The 18,397-nt window shown below is 49.3% G+C and carries 15 protein-coding genes; 7 read left to right on the top strand and 8 right to left on the bottom strand.

Features of this window, described 5'->3' with window-relative positions:
- Positions 1-4: 4 nt before the first annotated feature.
- Entirely contained in the window at positions 5-598 is a 594-nt protein-coding gene (locus tag BZG75_RS11920; RefSeq protein ID WP_021023644.1) for an AhpA/YtjB family protein, read from the bottom strand.
- A 131-nt stretch (positions 599-729) separates the two neighbouring features.
- Here BZG75_RS11920 and serB point away from each other — a divergent pair, with 131 nt between their 5' ends.
- Positions 730-1,704 (top strand): phosphoserine phosphatase, encoded by a 975-nt coding sequence (gene serB / locus BZG75_RS11915; RefSeq protein WP_077577108.1) that lies wholly within the window; start codon positions 730-732, stop codon positions 1,702-1,704.
- On the opposite strand, the gene BZG75_RS11910 is transcribed toward serB, so the two are convergent.
- On the bottom strand, positions 1,701-4,058 hold the full coding sequence (locus BZG75_RS11910) for a PilZ domain-containing protein (RefSeq protein ID WP_077577106.1): 2,358 nt from the start codon (positions 4,056-4,058) through the stop codon (positions 1,701-1,703). The genes serB and BZG75_RS11910 overlap by 4 nt on opposite strands.
- Before the next feature lie 123 nt (positions 4,059-4,181).
- Here BZG75_RS11910 and radA point away from each other — a divergent pair, with 123 nt between their 5' ends.
- Positions 4,182-5,558 carry a DNA repair protein RadA gene (radA, locus tag BZG75_RS11905; protein ID WP_077577104.1) on the top strand — a complete coding sequence of 459 codons (1,377 nt, stop codon included), beginning with the start codon at positions 4,182-4,184 and terminating at the stop codon, positions 5,556-5,558.
- A gap of 15 nt (positions 5,559-5,573) precedes the next feature.
- On the opposite strand, the gene BZG75_RS11900 is transcribed toward radA, so the two are convergent.
- From BZG75_RS11900 to ettA, 3 genes are all read right to left on the bottom strand, one after another.
- Complete coding sequence (locus tag BZG75_RS11900; protein WP_021023648.1) at positions 5,574-6,578, bottom strand: peptidoglycan DD-metalloendopeptidase family protein; 1,005 nt, start codon at positions 6,576-6,578, stop codon at positions 5,574-5,576.
- 48 nt (positions 6,579-6,626) lie between these two features.
- Positions 6,627-7,007: a PilZ domain-containing protein gene (locus tag BZG75_RS11895; RefSeq protein ID WP_021023649.1), complete on the bottom strand. Its 381-nt coding sequence runs from the start codon at positions 7,005-7,007 to the stop codon at positions 6,627-6,629.
- Positions 7,008-7,216: 209 nt separating this feature from the next.
- On the bottom strand, positions 7,217-8,884 hold the full coding sequence (gene ettA, locus BZG75_RS11890) for an energy-dependent translational throttle protein EttA (RefSeq protein WP_021023650.1): 1,668 nt from the start codon (positions 8,882-8,884) through the stop codon (positions 7,217-7,219).
- Between the two features lie 207 nt (positions 8,885-9,091).
- On the opposite strand from ettA, the gene sltY reads away from it, so the two are divergent.
- Both sltY and trpR read left to right on the top strand, forming a co-directional pair.
- On the top strand, positions 9,092-11,098 hold the full coding sequence (sltY, locus tag BZG75_RS11885; protein ID WP_077577102.1) for a murein transglycosylase: 2,007 nt from the start codon (positions 9,092-9,094) through the stop codon (positions 11,096-11,098).
- Positions 11,099-11,139: 41 nt separating this feature from the next.
- Positions 11,140-11,454: a trp operon repressor gene (gene trpR, locus BZG75_RS11880; protein ID WP_025744414.1), complete on the top strand. Its 315-nt coding sequence runs from the start codon at positions 11,140-11,142 to the stop codon at positions 11,452-11,454.
- A gap of 71 nt (positions 11,455-11,525) precedes the next feature.
- Here the strand turns inward: trpR and yjjX are convergent, their stop codons facing one another.
- Positions 11,526-12,041: an inosine/xanthosine triphosphatase gene (gene yjjX / locus BZG75_RS11875; protein WP_077461829.1), complete on the bottom strand. Its 516-nt coding sequence runs from the start codon at positions 12,039-12,041 to the stop codon at positions 11,526-11,528.
- 5 nt (positions 12,042-12,046) lie between these two features.
- Entirely contained in the window at positions 12,047-12,886 is an 840-nt protein-coding gene (locus BZG75_RS11870) for a sterol desaturase family protein (protein WP_077577100.1), read from the bottom strand.
- Between the two features lie 343 nt (positions 12,887-13,229).
- Here BZG75_RS11870 and BZG75_RS11865 point away from each other — a divergent pair, with 343 nt between their 5' ends.
- The 3 genes from BZG75_RS11865 to BZG75_RS11855 all read left to right on the top strand — a co-directional run bounded on the left by BZG75_RS11865 (position 13,230) and on the right by BZG75_RS11855 (position 16,998).
- Positions 13,230-15,137, top strand: coding sequence for a S8 family serine peptidase (locus BZG75_RS11865; RefSeq protein ID WP_199878894.1), 1,908 nt, complete (start codon positions 13,230-13,232; stop codon positions 15,135-15,137).
- A 12-nt stretch (positions 15,138-15,149) separates the two neighbouring features.
- Entirely contained in the window at positions 15,150-15,554 is a 405-nt protein-coding gene (locus BZG75_RS11860) for a hypothetical protein (RefSeq protein WP_077577098.1), read from the top strand.
- 199 nt (positions 15,555-15,753) lie between these two features.
- Positions 15,754-16,998, top strand: coding sequence for a dicarboxylate/amino acid:cation symporter (locus BZG75_RS11855; protein WP_077577096.1), 1,245 nt, complete (start codon positions 15,754-15,756; stop codon positions 16,996-16,998).
- Positions 16,999-17,059: 61 nt separating this feature from the next.
- Here BZG75_RS11855 and BZG75_RS11850 read toward each other — a convergent pair whose 3' ends face one another.
- Positions 17,060-17,965 carry a hypothetical protein gene (locus BZG75_RS11850; protein ID WP_077577094.1) on the bottom strand — a complete coding sequence of 302 codons (906 nt, stop codon included), beginning with the start codon at positions 17,963-17,965 and terminating at the stop codon, positions 17,060-17,062.
- Positions 17,966-18,397: the final 432 nt, after the last annotated feature.

The following is an 18,397-nucleotide window of genomic DNA, read 5'->3' as shown; positions in this document are numbered from 1 at the left end:
GGCGTTACCAAGGCAGTATGCGTGATCGGTTGTCGCGCCGTAGTAGCATGGCCATCAATAGCGCGCCGAGAAACAGCGCCAGTCCCAGTAGGGCACGAAGCTCAGTAATGGTCGATTGGATCTGTTGTTTGGCATGATCAATCACCGATTGGTGTTCAAGCGTGAGGCGTAAAAAGCCGATAATATCGCCATCACGGCTAATGGGCGTCATTAATTGCTGTCGTCCTTCGCTTTCGAGTCCAAGCGGCGTGGTGAGGCCCACGGCGGTTTCAAGCGGCAACGCATGGGTAGAGCGGACAACGGGGCGCCCGTTAAGTTGATAAAAGCTGGCATCGCGAATCAAAGGCTCGGTCGCTAGCTGGTCGGCGAGGGTTTGCAGTGGCTGGTAATTTTTGTCGACCAATGCATCATAGGCTTGCGCGCCGATTTGACGTGTCATTAACTGGGCGAGCTGATCGGTTTGCTGATAAAGCGCTTGATACTGGCGTTGGCTTAAGGTCGTACTATAGAGCATTAACGCCGCAATGGCACTGAATGCACTGATCAGAATTCCCCACCGAGTGGTTCGCCGTAGCGCTTTGCGCGAAATTGAAAACATACCTACCTCAAAGCCGTCTTGACGGCGTAATTAGCACTGGAGCTGAGTACACTTTTTATGGTATCACAGCCTCATCTCGATTGTTTTATTGACGAGGCTCTGCTTGAGAGCTGAAAAGGAAAATACTGACCATGGATAAGGCTAAGCCCTTGGCAATTTACCGCGCATCCGGACTGTATCGTCGCTTTCCCACTGTTACCCGCACGCTTCCCTATCGTCGCCGAAACGGTGGCTGGATTCTCTTCGCTGAGACGATCAGCGTTGATCATTTAGACAATATTGCTTTTTTTACCGGCCACGTAGTCGACGTCATGGATGCGTGGTGTGTCGGCCCGTATCAGGTTTTATTAATGAGTGGTGAGCTCACGCCCAATCACCGAACCGTGATTGATGCTCTCGGATTAGATTGTGCAGATCTACACGCATTGCCAGATTTAAGTAAACCTGGATTGGCTGTGTTTGATATGGACTCAACAGCCATTGAGGTTGAATGTATTGATCAAATTGCCGCGCTTGCAGGTGTAGGTGAGGCGGTCTCGGCGGTGACAGAGCGGGCGATGCTCGGAGAGCTTGATTTTGAGGCGAGCCTGCGCCAACGTGTGGCTGCGCTTAAAGGTACAGATATTGCTGTTCTTGATGAGGTGAAAGCGCATTTACCGTTAATGCCAGAAATGGCGGCGTTAGTCGCAAGCTTAAAAGCACACGGCTGGTACGTGGCAATCGCGTCTGGCGGCTTCACTCACTTTTCTGATCACCTTCAGCATCAGTTAGGGCTAGATTATGCCGAATCAAACCAGCTTGGCGTTGACGAGGGGAAATTGACTGGCGACGTGGTAGGGGCTGTTGTTGATGCCCAGCGTAAAGCGGATATTTTAACCACACTGGCGCAGCAGTACGATATTGATCCTGAGAATACCTTAGCGGTCGGGGATGGCGCCAATGATCTGGCGATGATGGAGGCGGCTGGACTCGGCATTGCCTATCACGCCAAGCCAACCGTGAATGCTCGAGCACAAACCGCAGTGAAACATTGTTGGCTTGGGGGCGTGCTCTGCGTGCTCTCTGCGAGCTTGCGAGCGGGGAAAATTAGCTGGCAACCCCGTTAACGGCCCAAGCGCATCAATACTTCGTCGGTGACATCCACTAATTCACCGTACGCACACAGCGAGATAAATTCGTCTTCGAGTTGGCGTGCTTTATGGGTGTCACGCTTGAGTAGCGCCGATAATTGTGATGGCTCAATGTCTTGCTCTGCGTGAGTCAGAGGCGTCATGCGATTGCGTATCACGGCAAACGTGCCGCCTTTTTGTGCCAACTGAACGAATTTACGGCGTGCATCGTCCGATTCAAACTCGCTATCGGCAAAGGTATGTACCGCTCGCACTTTGTCGGCTTGGATATCTATCCACACAAAGTACTCACGGACTAATTCATTGAGCGGTTGCGATGGGCGAGTGACTTCATGGGTTCGCGTTAAAATTTTGTCGCCGAAAACCGGATAAAAAGATAATTGACGTCCGCCACCCGCCCGTTCGAGAAAACGGTGTAAGCGGCTCGGTGGTAAGTTGATCCCAACAGCAGACACCGACAAAGCGCCATTATCTCGTTGGACAAAATAGGGCTGTACGGTCAAACGCGTCAGCAACAGCTGGTGCATGGCCCAAACCAGAGGCGGATCGGGTAAGCGTTCATCGAGTACCGTTAACTTATCCTGATTATGTTCAATCAATCGGCGTAAGTATTGTCGGCGCCGGGTATTCGGTGACTCGGTGGTCAGTTTTAGCTGAATATTGTCTCTTTTCGGACTCACTCGAATCACTTGATACGGCATATCGACCAAGGGAGCGCGCGGGTCAATATTGACAAATGCATCGAGCGATACCGAGACAATATCATCTCTTGCCCCTTGAAACGGTTGCTTCAGCGTCACATTGAGTCCCCCAGAGGAAAAGTCAATCAGCTGACCTTTAAGAGGCCCTTGTTCAGCGTGAACCATTGATACTTCCGATCGATAAGCGTATCGGGGCTCCCGTCGTTGTGGCTGGCGATCGGATGAGATGAGCTGTGCACGGCAAACGGGGTTGCGCTGGTGTAAAAAGCGTCGCAGGACCTGGCTAGAGCATTGAGGTTTTGGGTGTTCAAGGTAACTGCGTCTTCCGTCGGCATGAGTGACATCTTGTACCAGCGCAACATGGGTCAGCGTTTTGAGGGTGTTAAGCCAATCGGGTGACACATCTTGGAGTCGTTCAATATCTGTCGCATTAATGGCAGACATCGTCACTTTAAACACGCGCCATGAGGCGCGCTTGGCTCCCAGGTGCCAAAAAAGCTGGCGCTCTTCTTCGCTCATTTCACTGGGGGAGGCGGAGTAGAAAAAACGCTGTTTGTTTTTTTCAACAGAAAAGCAGTACAGCAACAGCTGGCTGGTGGAGGCACCGTCGAGTTGGAGCAGTGATAACCGTTCAGTGTTAAACAGATGATTGATCACGGGTTGATTACGGTTATCGTGCCAGTAGGCCCATAGCTCCTGATTCTGTCGCGTTTGTAGCACATATTCCATTTTATCTTGTGCGAAATAGAGCGGTAACACACTGGTATGATGCAAAAAAGATTGCTCGTAACTTTGCAGTTTTAACGTGAGCAGTTTGTCTTCGCCATCTTGCTTGCCGCGAAAATCTGGCGCGGTCATTTCTGCTTCTAATGCTTGTTTTATCGCGTCACTGCTCGTGTCTAGCCGCAACCGTAGCCAGACATTGCTGGTCGAGTCTTTGTTGTCATCGACGCCGATAATCCGATAACTCAACCCCTGTTCAAGATCGGGGTCCGGGTATGTTTGTGCGAGAGTGGTAAAGCGAACCACCACCTCTGAGCTCGGTGGATAATCGAACGCAGCAGGCACACGAACCCGACAGCCCGAGTTCGATAAATCACTGGTCACTCCATGCACTTCATGGCCAGTGTTGAGCGTAATTAAGACTTGTGTAGCAAAATGAATGCGGCTTTCACTGCGTGATAAGTAATGACCAAATGTCAGCTTTTCGGGTAAGAGTGCCGACTGTGACGCATCGCTGACCGGCCCTTTTCCTTGCTGTTGGCGCTGTTTCTCTTTTTCGTGCTTCACCCGAAAGTTATTCGGTGTGTTATGCAAATCTTCCCATAATCCTTGGGTGAGTTGGCCGTTATACATAGGGAGGCGATCGTAGTAGCGGTTAATCGCCACATCATCGAGCCAGTGCTTTTGACCGTGCAGGCTGTATTCGTGGCATTCGCCATCCACTTTCCCGCGTAAGTCGATGGCGCGATTGCATGGGGTCATCAGCCGTCTGATCTCCATTTTGATCAGCAGCTTTGCGGAGTTGGGCTCGTTAGCCGTGAGCTTATCGAGCAACACCTCAAATTTTGGGGTTTGGGACAGAGGAAGCAGTTGCTCAATCAGTCCCTGGTAATCATCCTGCTTCATGGCAAAGTCTGGTAAAGTAATCGCTTACTTTGTTAACGGCATCTTCTCTGAAAAGTGTCGGGATAATGAATAAGATAGCAATCATTTTGTGAATTAGCTGACATCATACGTATTGGAGAGCGAATGGCAAAAACAAAACGAGCCTACGTGTGTAATGACTGTGGGGCAGATTTTCCGCGTTGGCAAGGGCAGTGTTCTGCATGCGGGGCGTGGAACACGATTACCGAAGTGAGGTTAGCGGCTTCACCTCAAGTCGCACGCAATGAAAAATACGCCGGTTATACTGGCAGTGCCGAGGGTGTCGTACAAACCTTACAAGATATTAACTTGCAAGAAGTACCGCGTCTGAGCAGCGGTTTTAAAGAGCTTGATCGGGTACTCGGTGGTGGCATTGTGCCGGGGGCGGCGATTCTTATCGGTGGTAACCCAGGCGCGGGTAAAAGTACCTTACTATTGCAAACCATGGTGGGCTTAGCACACCACTTTCCGACACTGTATATCACCGGGGAAGAATCGCTCCAACAAGTCGCGATGCGGGCTGACCGACTCGGGTTACCCAAAGATAAGCTTAAGTTATTGTCTGAAACGGGCGTTGAAACCATTTGTCAGGTTGCGAAAAAAGAACAGCCTAAGATCATGGTGATCGACTCCATCCAGGTGATGCATGTCGCCGATGTGCAATCGGCGCCTGGGAGCGTGGCACAAGTCCGTGAATCTGCTGCCGCCTTAACCCGTTACGCCAAACAAAACAATGTGGCCATTTTTATGGTCGGACATGTGACCAAAGATGGTTCACTGGCAGGCCCGAAAGTGCTTGAGCATTGTATCGACTGCTCGGTGTTATTGGATGGATCGAGCGATAGTCGCTTTCGCACTTTACGCAGCCACAAAAACCGTTTTGGGGCGGTGAATGAGCTGGGCGTGTTTGCTATGACAGGTCAGGGATTGAAGGAAGTGAGTAATCCGTCGGCGATTTTTCTCTCCCGTGGTGAGGAGCAAACTTCTGGCAGTTCGGTCATGGTCGTCTGGGAAGGCACGCGCCCATTATTGGTCGAAATACAGGCGTTAGTGGATTATTCGCAATTGGCTAATCCCCGTCGGGTGGCTGTGGGGTTAGAGCAAAATCGTCTAGCGCTGTTATTGGCGGTGTTACACAAGCACGGCGGGCTGCAAATGTCTGATCAAGATGTGTTTGTGAATGTGGTTGGTGGCGTCAAAGTGACTGAGACCAGCGCGGATCTGGCCTTGTTGCTTGCGTTGATCTCAAGCTTTAGAGACCGGCCTTTGCCAAGAGAATTAGTCGTGTTTGGCGAAGTCGGCTTGGCCGGTGAAATTCGCCCGGTACCCAGTGGGCAAGAGCGGTTAATGGAAGCGGCTAAACATGGCTTTAAAAAAGCGGTTGTCCCTAAAGCCAATATGCCCAAACAGACGCTTGAAGGCATGACCGTGTACGGTGTGAGCAAATTATCAGATGCGTTGGCAGTATTAGAAGAGTTATAGCGGCGGTTGCTTGAGCTACATAGCGGCATTAGCCGGGGCGCGATCATCCTCTGCGTCACGCTGTTGTGCGGTGCTCAGCGGTGGGTTAGGGGCGGGCATATTGGCGACTTGGACCTGGGTCTGGACCAAGTTTTCAACCACTGCGACCAAATGTCCCCAGCTCACGCGTTTTTCGTTTTCGAGTAAGGAATCGAACTCTTCAGTGCTCCATTTTATAAAGCGACGTGGGTCAAGAGCGCGGCCCAAAAAGCGCACTTCATAATGCAAATGCGGGCCAGTTGATAATCCGGTATTACCCGACCATGCAATTAAATCCCCTTTTTTCACAAATTGCCCGCTCCGGACATTGAATTTATCCAAATGGGCATAGAGTGTCATAAAGCCAAAGGCGTGGTCGATTTTGATGAAGTTACCATAGCCTTTGCGGCGGCTGGGACGGACATATTCGACGACGCCATCCGCGGGGGCATACACCGGCGTGCCGACGTCTGAGGTCAAATCTAAGCCCATATGGAATTTTTCTTTTCCTGTCACAGGGTGAGTTCGTGAGCCATATCCCGAGGAGCGTCGGTAGCTTTCAAGCGGTTTACCATTCGGGATTAGCTGGAGCATGGTGTAACGCACCGCTGAGTTAATCGCTGCGACATCGAGACGGTGAGTGAGCGAGGCGTCTTTGGCCACTGATTCTAGCCCGAGCATATCTTCAACCGTGACCACGCGTTGTGTCAGGGCGGTGAGTTCAACATCTTTGTTCTCGATGGTTTGTGACAGCGCATCACGTTTTTGTTGCAACATCGCCACCTCGTTATTTAAGGTCGCGCGCTCTTGGCGTAATCGTTCAACAGCCGCTTCGGCCTCGGTCGAACGCTCAGAAAGCAGGTACAGGCTAGCAAAGGTGATGGTGAGAGCCGCGAGTATCACTAATGCAAGGGTTTGCACGACCTTTTTACGGGTCGGGCAGAGGGTATAGTGTTTCACCCCGTTCGGGTGCGTTACGGCAATATGGATATGGTCTGTCATGACTGGTTACTGCTGGCCTGCATTAAATACCGTCCATGACCGTGCGGATTAAGCGTTCGGTTCCGCCATGTGGTCAGTCAATTGCGCAAGCTCGCGATGAAGCAGTTCATCGTTACCCACGTTCAGTTCAACGAGCCTTTTTAAATGACTGGCGCTATCAATGTCAATGTGATCGATGTAAAGATGGAGATAATTTTCGCAGTTATTTACCAGAATGCAGTCCATGTCTAATTCTACATCCGAGTCATGGAGGTAAAACACCAGTAGAAACGCGTTATGTTCGGGATCAGCTTGCCAGTTCTCAGGACGGCTGAGCAACACGCCTTTGAGAGATAGATCCAGTACCTGTGCGTGCCACTGCTGCTCGTTTTGTTTGAGTATTGCCGGCACACGATACATGACGCGGGAAAATTTTCTACGCTCTGTCATGATGACATCTCCTCATTCACTGTCTCTAGTGTAGGTGATATGGGGCAATCACAATACTGATTTAGTGGTTTGTCTCACATTTAAAACGTTTTCGTGGTTCTGCTGAGCTAAGTACAGGCGGCAATACGGTTTATCGAGATGACGAGTGAGAAGATGAAGAGTGGGAAGGTAAAGGGCAGCCGTCGCTGCCCTTACCGTGGTATGCGTCATTATTTGACTGCACGCTTGTACTTGATCCGGTGCGGCTCCGCCGCTTGTGCACCCAGTGTTTTTTTCAACCAATCGGTGTATTCAGCAAAGTTACCTTCAAAGAAGTTCACTTGGCCTTCATCTCGATAGTCAAGAATATGGGTCGCGACACGGTCAAGGAACCAGCGGTCGTGCGAGATCACCATGGCACAGCCTGGGAACTCTAAGAGTGCCTCTTCAAGTGCACGGAGCGTTTCCACGTCCAAGTCGTTAGTCGGTTCGTCAAGGAGCAACACGTTACCGCCAGCTTTTAGCAATTTGGCGAGGTGGACGCGGTTACGCTCACCGCCTGACAAATCACCAATGCGTTTTTGTTGGTCACTGCCTTTAAAGTTAAACCGTGACACATAAGCGCGTGCCGGTAACTCAAAGTTATTGATGCGAATGATGTCCGCCCCTTCGGAGATCTCATCATAGACGGTGTTATTATCGTCCATACTGTCTCGGAACTGATCGACCGAGGCCAGTTGTACGGTATCGCCTACTTCAACGGTGCCGCTATCTGGGGTTTCTGTGCCACTGAGCATCTTAAATAGGGTTGATTTACCCGCGCCGTTCGGACCAACAATACCGACAATTGCCCCTTTGGGCACGCTAAAGGATAAGTCATCGATCAAGATGCGATCACCAAACGACTTGGTCAGATTATTGACCTCAATGACTTTTTCACCCAGACGTGGACCTGGTGGGATAAACAGCTCGTTGGTCTCGTTACGGCGTTGATAGTCCGTGGTGTTGAGCTCTTCAAAGCGGGCCATACGGGCTTTTGATTTCGCCTGACGGCCTTTTGGATTCTGGCGAACCCACTCAAGCTCTTTCTCAATGGTTTTCTGACGCGCTTTTTCTTGCGACGCTTCTTGCTTTAACCGTACATCTTTTTGTTCGAGCCAAGATGAGTAGTTGCCTTCCCACGGAATACCTTCACCACGGTCAAGCTCAAGAATCCAGCCCGCTGCATTGTCGAGGAAGTAACGGTCGTGCGTAATAGCAACGACGGTACCAGAGTAGTCGACTAAGAAACGCTCAAGCCATGCAACGGATTCAGCGTCTAGGTGGTTAGTTGGCTCATCAAGCAGCAGCATGTCGGGCTTTTCGAGTAGCAAACGGCAAATAGCAACACGACGACGCTCGCCCCCAGAAAGGTGCTTGATTTGCGCATCCCACTCGGGCAAACGCAGTGCATCTGCTGCACGCTCCAACGTATTATCGAGGTTATGCCCGTCTTTAGCTTGGATCAGTGCTTCGAGTTCACCTTGCTCTTGCGCTAAGGCATCGAAGTCGGCATCTGGATCAGCGTAAGCGGCATAGACACCATCGAGACGCGTTAATGCATCTTTGACGTCACCGACCGCTTCTTCAACGGTTTCCCGGACTGTCTTTTCTTCATCCAGCTTCGGCTCTTGCGGGAGATACCCGATCTTGATCCCGGGTTGCACACGGGCTTCGCCCTCAATCTCGGTATCGATACCGGCCATAATGCGCAACAGGCTCGATTTACCGGCACCGTTGAGACCCAACACCCCAATTTTGGCGCCTGGGAAGAAACACAAAGAAATATCTTTAAGAATTTGACGCTTAGGTGGCACGATCTTGCTCACCTGCGACATGGTATATACGTACTCAGCCATTTCTGCTCACGTTAATCGTTGTGGTATAAAAAACGCTATTCTAACGTTAACTTTGCCAAGTTTAACAGTGATTGTCATATTCGGTCATTAATATGGCGAGACGTGCCGACAAACAACGCTTACCACCTACAGGGAATTTGCGGGCGGAGCTGTTGTCTACTCGGTGTTACACAGTCGGTGTTGCATACAATAGGAGCGATCTTTGACATGGAACGATTCATCGCATTATCCGGGCCAATCAAGTCAGCATATCGAGCGACTTTTCGTCACGCCCGTGCCTTCTTTCCTGTATGGGTGTCAGGGTTCGTGTTGATTTCCAGCTTATCAGTCCCGATGGTTGAGGCTTCCGCCAGCCCTGATAGTCGTCAAATGACACCGCACCAGCGCCAGTATGAAGCGGCAATCGATGCGATTGAAAGCGGCGATTTGCATCAGTTTCAGCGCTTAAAAGCACAACTGCGTGATTATCCTTTGTATCCGTATCTCGATTATCGTGATTTCACTCGTAATCTTTCTAAAAAGCCTCACCACGCGGTCACTAACTTTATTCAGCGTTATAGCACCATGCCATTCGCGAATAGTTTGCGTGCGGATTATCTCACCCTGTTGGCGGACAGAGGAGATTGGAAGACATTGATCGCGTTCCAGTCTGATGTGCCACGGAGTGATCGTTATCAGTGCCAATATTATTATGCGCACAGTCAAGCGGGGAATCAGGCTTTAGCGCGCAGTGGCGCCAAATCGCTCTATTTGTCGGGTCAATCCGTGGATAGCAGTTGCAATGACTTATTCGATTTTTTATCGGAACAAGGGCTGCTGACCGGTGACTTGATATTGCAGCGTATGCTTCTAACATTCGATGCGCGCAACCGCAGTTTGATGCGTTATTTGTTACGCCAGTTACCCGAGGCGGATCGTGCGGTTGGCAAGCAGGTGTTGGACTTATATGACCAACCTGAGAACGTGGCCGACTTTTCGAAGCGCAGTTATGTGACGCCGTTTAATCAAAAACTGACTCGCTTGGCGTTTGAGCGTTTGGCTCGCAAGGATGAAGCGCAAGCCATTCGCCACTTTCGTCGCACGGTCGAGGGCCAGCATTACGATAAACGAGAGCGACAAGACATTGCCGATTACTTGATTGGTCAATTAATGAATGATGACGAGCCTGCATTGGCTGGCTGGCGAGATCGTATGCTGCGTCAGAGTCATGATGATGGTTTATTGGAAAGACGGTTTCGCCTTGCACTTATCGAGGGTGACTGGCACGCGCTGGATCAGTGGCGCGCATTGCTCAGCGAAGCGGCTCAGCAGTCTTTAAAGTGGCGGTATTGGCAGGCGAGAATCAAGCTAGAGCTTGGTGATAGTGCGTCAGCAAATCAAGCATTTGCTTCCATGCTTGGTGAGCGTAATTTCTATAGCGTGGCAGCGGCGCAGCATTTAGATAAACCGATTTCAATACCCTCACGCACAGCAGTCCTGAAAGAAGCAGGGTTAATGCCGATCAATGATGTATTGGCAAGAGTGAATGAGCTTATCGCGCTCGATAAAATCTATGCGGCTAAGCGTGAATGGTATTATGTATTACAACGTGCTAGTGATGAGCAGATTGCCTTACTGGCGGCCTATGCCAATAAAAAACATTGGTACCACTTCGCGGTTCAAGCCACGATTGCGGGAAAAATGTGGGACCATTTGTCACTCCGCTTCCCGTTAGCACACCAGTGGTGGTTTGAGTTTTTCAGCCGCGAGCGTGGCGTAGACAAAACCACACTGATGGCCTTATCGCGTCAAGAGAGCGCCTTTTTTACCCGCGCAGTGTCCCATGTGGGTGCAAGAGGCTTGATGCAATTAATGCCAGGCACGGCACGCGAAACCTCTCGTCAGTTGGGATTTGATTATCAAGGCCCTGCTAGCTTGAGTGATCCGGGCGTTAATATTCGTCTTGGCAGCGGTTACTTAAAAATGATGTTAGATCGTTTCGACAGTAATCGTATCTTGGCATTCGCGGCCTATAACGCCGGCCCGCATCGTGTGTCGCGTTGGTTGGAACGATCGCAAGGTCATATGGATGCGATTGCTTTTATTGAGTCGATTCCGTTTTACGAAACGCGCCATTATGTGCAGAACGTCTTGATGTTCGACATTTATTATCGTCAGCTGTTAGGTGAGCCGGTGCAATTTTTAAGTGCGCACGAGCTGGCTCAGCGCTATTGATGTTATCATTGCTGTCATCACGTAAAGAGCGAGAGGAAACCATGTCGCAATCGCCTGCATTCTCTGGTTGGCAAGATGTTATTTCTTTAGTGCGTTTAGCAGGAAAAGACGATAACGATGATGCATTACTGACAGCACTACTGACGCCTGATGAGCGAGATACTCTGGTCGCTCGGATCAATATCTTGCACGAATTATTAGAAGGCAGAATGAGTCAGCGCCAGCTCAGTCAGTTACTTGGGGTAGGGATCGCGACCGTGACCCGAGGCTCTAACGAATTAAAGCGGATGGATGAGGATACCAAAATTTGGCTCGCCGACTTGCTCAAGCGCGAGGCGGAGCAAACCCGCTCTTGATCCCCTGTCTATCAAACAAAAACGGAGCCCACGGGCTCCGTTTTTAGTGCTGGGTTTTTAGCGCTGGGTTTTTAGCGATAAAGGTGTGGATGCATAAACGGGATCAGTGCCATGATCAAAGCTTGATGATACACGCTTGATCGCGTTAATCGGTGTCCGGTAAGCATACCGATGGCGCCCCCTTTTTGTTTTACATTTTGTTGGCTAAACATTCGATCCATCACATCACCGAGCTCCTCGCCTTGATGCAATGCCTTGAGCGCGTCTGGTGGAAGGGGAAGTGACGCTGAGCGTGCTTCGCCGTGCGCGTCGTCTTTTGCTATGATCATCCAAGCAAAGGTATGTTGGCCATCCAAGCCGGCTTCTATCCCCACATAATAATCGCCTTGATAACGTCCTTGTGCATGCCGAACCCGATTGCATGCGCCTGAATAGGTTTCTTTCTCTGTCATGGGTTGGTCGGCGACATCACTGGGTACGGACACGCCGGTAAACGTGAAGTCGGTATTGGGAAAAACGTCATAAAATGCTGCTTTAACGGCAGAAATTTTGGCAGGGTTTTGTGAGGTGACGATTACGTGGGTCATACGCCCTAGCGCTCCTTATCATGTTGGTAGGCGCGCTGCAGTATACGCCAGCGTAAAGGTAAGCGCAGCATGCCTGTTATGCGACTCGCATCATTGGCTTGCGCCACTTCATTTAAGCCAATTCGCATTCCCTGATGCCCTTTGCGAGGCTGAGCAACATAGGTATTAAACCAGCGATCCCAGCAAGACAAATTAAAGCCATAGTTGGCATTGCACTCATGAAAACGAGTGGAATGATGAACGCGATGCATGTCGGGCGTGACGACGATACGGCGCAGCCAGTCATCGAGAGGCAGCGGTAAACGGACGTTGCTGTGGTTAAACATCGCCATGCTGCTTAATACGGTTTCAAACAGAATCACGCCTAAAACAGGGGCACCTAATAAGGCTACCAGTGCACATTTTATCGCCATTGAAAGCCAGATTTCGACGGTGTGAAAGCGCGCGCCAGTGGTGACATCAATATCCATGTCGGCATGATGAACTAAGTGCAATCGCCATAACCAAGGGAGCTCATGGAACAGCTTGTGTTGATACCAAATCGCCAAATCCATGACAATTAGCGTGAGGACGACCGTTGCCCAAAGCGGCAAAGAGAGCTGATTAAGCAGTCCCCACCCTGATTCATCGACAAGGCTGGCAACACCAACGGCTGAAAGCGGTGCCAGTAGTCGAAGCGTTAGCGTATTAAATGCGGTGAGCGCAATATTGCCCCGCCAGCGTTCACGTCGAGTACGGGTTAACTGACGTTTGGGCCATTGCCACTCGGCGACCAGCATGATCACGAGTACGAGCACGAATAGACCAAGTCGAAATCCCGCTTCATGTGTTTCAATCCAGTTCATTATCGCTCCTTGTTCGCCTTTATATTACGCGAAAAGCAGATAATACGTTTAGTCAAACAGCAAAAATTGCCGAAGTGGTTACGATGGTGGATGGGGCAGCATCAATAGATTTATGGTTGGGCATAGGCTCAGGGATTCTTTTACATCACACGCCTTGAATATGAATGTAACGTAAACGTTAATTTTGCTGGCCTTGTTCAACGAATTAGATTACTTGCTCTAAAAATTAGGCACAAGATCACGTTTATACTAATAGCCTGTTTCTATTGAGTTTGTTTCTTTTTACTAATGATGAGTATCTCATGAATGAGACATCTCTCGTTAGTGTAAAAAGGAATGATAAATGCACAAACATAGCTCTCTTGCGCTCATTATCGGCGCGCTCTTTCATACATCTGGGGCTTGGGCGATGGCAAAAGTGCCTGAACCCGTTGAGCCACCGACGGAACCAGGCTCACAAGCCTGTATTGTGTTAACAGGAAGTGAACCTATCGATATTGGGCGCACCAGCGCCGAGCGCTGTCTACCGGGCGACGATCCTTTTACCGCAGAGCAATGGCATTTGCTAAATAGTGGACAGAATGCATTTGCTCGCGAAGGAGGGCAACCAGGTAATGACTTAAATCTTTGGTGGGCTCATCGACAAGAGATTTTAGGACAAAACGTCAATGTCGCCGTGGTTGATGATGGGTTAGAGATCGCACACCCTGATCTAGTGGCGAATATGCGTGCAGGAAAATCTTACGATTTCGTTGATCGTGATGACGATCCGACGCCTGAAGGGTGGAGCAATCGAAATACAGCTCACGGTACTTCGGTGGCCGGTATTATCGCGGCGGCGCGTGATAACGGCTTGGGAGGGATGGGTGTTGCACCGCTTGCCAATCTACAAGGCTATAATTACCTGGCATATCAGAGCCAAAAAGCATGGGAGATCAGTCACGGGCGTGAAGGTTATTCAGATGATGTCCGAGTCTTCAATCAAAGCTATGGTGGCTCAGGGGTGCGCAGCTATCCTTATAGTGATGATCCTATGAGCTATGATGGTCGCCAAAATGCCCAATACAAGACAATGACCACGGAAGCTTTTGGTGGGCGTGGCGCAGTATTTGTTAAGTCAGCGGGAAATGGCTTCAGTCGCACCTCGTTTAACCGAGAGCGATTTGGTCCTGTGGGTAATAATAATGGATTGCCATGGCAAAACAGTAACCAGTCATCCAGCAACGCAAATTATTGGAATGTGACGGTCAGTGCCTTGAATGCAGATGGCAAACGATCGTCGTATTCTTCTGTCGGTAGCAACGTATTCTTGACGGCTCCAGGAGGCGAATACGGCACCAATAAACCCGCACATATCACCACAGATTTGACCGGTTGTACCATGGGCTATAACCGCAATGATCGTATTCCTTATGATTCGCATGACCTACACGGTGGCACGGAAATAGACAACACGTGTGACTTTAATAGCGTCATGAATGGCACATCATCGGCTGCACCAAACACCTCGGGTGCGTTCGCGCTACTAATGTCGGCCTATCCGAACCTTTCCCAGCGTGATATTCGCCATTTGTTAGCGACGACGGCTACACGTGTGGATACGAATAGTGATGATGTACGCTTAAGCTACCAAACGGCACAAGGGCAGACTCGCACTGTCACGGGACTAGAAGGTTGGCAACAAAACGCGGCAGATCGTTGGTATAGCCCAACCTATGGGTTTGGCTTAATTGATGTCAATGCGGCGCTTGAGGCGGCAAAGACGTATCAACCTTTGCCTGAGCAAGTGTTTACGGATTGGACTTGGTCTTATCACAACCAAAATGGTGACACAGGGCTACCGATTGCTGACGCAGGAGTAGCCGCCACCGCCGATAGCGTGCGAGTGACAGATGATCTCACTATTGAGGCGGTGCAAGTACGTAGCTCAATTGATCATAGCCGTATGTCCGATTTGTTGATCGAGCTCGAATCGCCATCTGGCACACGCAGCGTGCTTATGTCGCCGCGTAACAGCATGTTATCGAATGCGCTGGATAGCACTTATCCAGAGGGTTTTACCGATCACTTAATGCTCAGCCATAAATTCAATAGCGAAAGTTCAGCGGGTCAATGGACGTTACATGTTACTGACACCGATGGTGAAACACGTCAATACAGCTTGGGAGGGGAAGTGAAATCCCTACCCAATAACAGCGCTGATGGCAAACTAATGCAATGGTCACTGCGTGTTATTGGTCACCGCGGTTAATAGGAGAAAAGTATGAAAAAGTTAATTGCAGTAATCGCAGCGATGGGGCTGACAATGAGTGTCCATGCCGCTACGGTTGAATTAAATGGTGACCGCTATGTTGTGGTCGATACGGCCGATAATGCTCGCAATATGAATGGCGAGCAAATGGGGGTGATGGTCGGTGACAAGGTTGCCTTGTCTGCTCAGAGCACACCATTAACAGTCACTGGTTCTATTTTGGTGAAAGCGAGTCAAGCACGAGCGGATCAACTCGCTGACCAATATGGTCTGGATCTGGTGAGTTATATGGATGGTGTCGCGTTGCTCGAAGCCAGCCCAGGTGTGAATGTATCGGCGCTGGAAAAAGCACTCAATCAATCACTCGAGACGCCGGTCAACCTTGAACTCAATCCTCAAAATCAACAGCCTCAGTAATTCGTGTACTGCTAGCCCGCCAATCACTGGCGGGCTTTTAATCGCATCCAACCAACGATTTTGTTACTAGATATTCCAGAATGTTCATAACTTTTACATGAGCTAACCGCCTCATCTTGCTATGATTTGCCGCCATTAAACCCCAACAAACTAGACAAAACATCAGCATGTAGCTCCGTCTGCAGCGAGGGAAAAGACGATGTGGAAAAAAGTTAAACATTCTTTACCATTGCAAATTGCATTGGCAGCAGCACTGGCTTGGCTGGTGGGGACTGTATTGGGTCCCATAGAAAATGCGGAGCAGACCACTTGGTATCCATTGCTCATGTTGGCCAAAGTCAGTTATATCGGTTTACTGAAAGCCGTCGTCGGCGTGATGGTGTTGCTCTCGCTGCTGGAAGGGGTCAGTAATATTGGCAACGTTGTCCGCTTAAAACGTCTCGGTGGTGCCACCCTTTTGTTCTACGGTTTTACCACCACCATAGCGATTATTCTGGGACTTGGCGCAGCGTTACTGATGCCAGAGTGGCAAACGCTTAACAGTGCGCCACCGGTGGATGAGAGCATCAGCTTTATCAATCAAGATGCGGCAGGAGCTGGCGCGATTGCCACCAAGCTTTTTAACATGGCGTTAGTGAATCCCGTTGAGGCGCTAAGCAGTGGTAATCTACTTGCGATTGTCGTTTTCACCATTTTGTTTGGTATTTCACTGATTGTGGCTTTGCCGGAAAAACATCCGCTATTTGATACCATTCGTGGTTTAAACCAAGGTATTAACACGCTGGTGGCCGGAATCATCAAACTGGCGCCTTTCGCCGTTTTTGCGATTGTCTTTCAGTTTTCGCATCAAGGCGACAATGACTTATTTGGTCAGCTGTTTAGCTTCGCGGCTTTAGTGTTTGCTCTGACGATGGTACATGGCGTCATTGTATTGCCGCTGATCGCACGTGTCGCGGGAGGCGTTGGTTTTATCGCTTTATTTCGTGCGATCTCTGCGCCTCTGGCGATGGCGTTTGCCACTTCATCCAGTGCTGCGACACTGCCGGTATCTATGCAGGCAGCCAAGGAAGAGCTCAAGATCACCCCATCCACGGCGAGCATGGTATTGCCTTTGGGGGCGGTGATGAACATGGATGGCACCGCGCTGTTTGAAGGGATTGCTGCCGTGTTCCTTGCGCAATTGTTCGGGATTGATTTGTCTACGACCGGTATTGTGATGATCTTCATTATGGCGATGGTGTCGTCGGTGGGCGCGCCAGGGATGCCATCGGGCTCGATGTCTGGGATGCAGTTGGTGCTGCTGGCAGCGGGGATCCCGCTTGAAGCCATCGCTATCTTGCTGATCATTGAGCGCCCGCTTGATACGTTCCGTACCGCAGTCAACGTGCAAGGTGACCTGATTGGCGCCACGGTTATCGATAAATGGCAAAAGCGTGTGAGTTAATCTTGTTACCGTTTAAACACTGCAGGCAAAAGGCAGTGAATTTGCCTGCAGTGTGGTGCGATTATTGAATAGTAAAGCCTAGGTATGCTTGGAACTCGTTATTGTCAAAGATGTCTTTATCATCTTTATTTCCTTTAGCATCTTTGAATTCCCAGTTAAATGCTTCGTAAGAAACACCTGCGTGCCAAGAGAAGTTTTCGTTAACTTCTTTTTTAAACTCAAATTCAGGCTGGATATGTGCATAGGCTATTGTGGTGTCTGAATCTGGTGTGTGGTAAGCCTCTACATAATTCTCAATATTAAATGAGAAACCTGAGACGAGCGGGAGTGAATAGGTTAAATAGTTCTCAGTACCAATTTGGTAATCATATTCTTCTTCATCCGTATCATAGTAATCGAAGTTATACCAAGCCAGTTCTAGATTCCAGTTTTCAGATAGAGCACCTGACAGATAGAAGTTAGTTTCCACACCACTAATATTTTTTAGGCTCTCATCATTGTCGTTACCCAATTGTGCCCACAGCTCGATACCAAAGGAGAAATCTTTGCCACCAAGGGAGATGTCTTTACTCAAGTATGGGGCAATGATGTACTGCTTTGTATCCGAACTATCGGACTCATCGCTAGCTTTCCATGAGGTATCATAGCGGAATAAATAATACATGGTTGTATTAAAATCCCCTATAGTTCCTATGCCTTGGGCCAAACCAAACTGGGTGTCCCACCCTTCTTTTCTCGCCGCTCCCTCACTATCAATAAAGTCTTTATCGACATCAAAAAGAAAGCTGACATCATCGCTTAATTTGTAAGAACCCTTACCTATCGTGACTTCTGTTTTTGTCAGGCCTTTTTCATAGTCGTTGACTTTGACTTCACTGGTCAGTGAACCTAATTCACCGGCAAAGCTTGTTGTGCTGGCAAGAGCGATGGCAGCGGCGAGCGCTGTTTTTTGGATTGTATTGCTCACTTTAAAGTATCCCTTCTTTAATATGTTCCCGAGCACTGCCGCTTTATCATTATTCACCAAAAAGTAGGCGCTAATTTTTTGGCTATTACTTTCTGGTGACGGTATCTGTCCATACTTTTCAATACCGGGCGACAGCCTATTCCTTGGCATTCACAACATTATTAGCGCCACAAGAAATGTGGTGGTGACTGAGGTGCGAATGTGGATTTATGCTAGCAATGCGTCAGTGCCATGACAATAGTGTTATTATTGAGTTAACAATCAATTAGGATTTTTGCTCTATTTTATATATGTTCATTCGAGTCAATGACCATTCAGCTTTTGTTCAGGTCGAATAAACGGCTAAATAAAGATGAAAAAAGAGTAGTATTCGCTATGTAATAAAATATTTAGTAATCGATTACTCGATAAATAGGAGGTTTAACAGTGATA

The sequence above is a fragment of the Salinivibrio sp. AR640 genome, assembly GCF_001995405.1.
GTDB lineage: Bacteria > Pseudomonadota > Gammaproteobacteria > Enterobacterales > Vibrionaceae > Salinivibrio > Salinivibrio costicola.
Note: the sequence above shows the minus strand (reverse complement) of the source record. Positions and strands in the feature narration are given on the sequence as shown.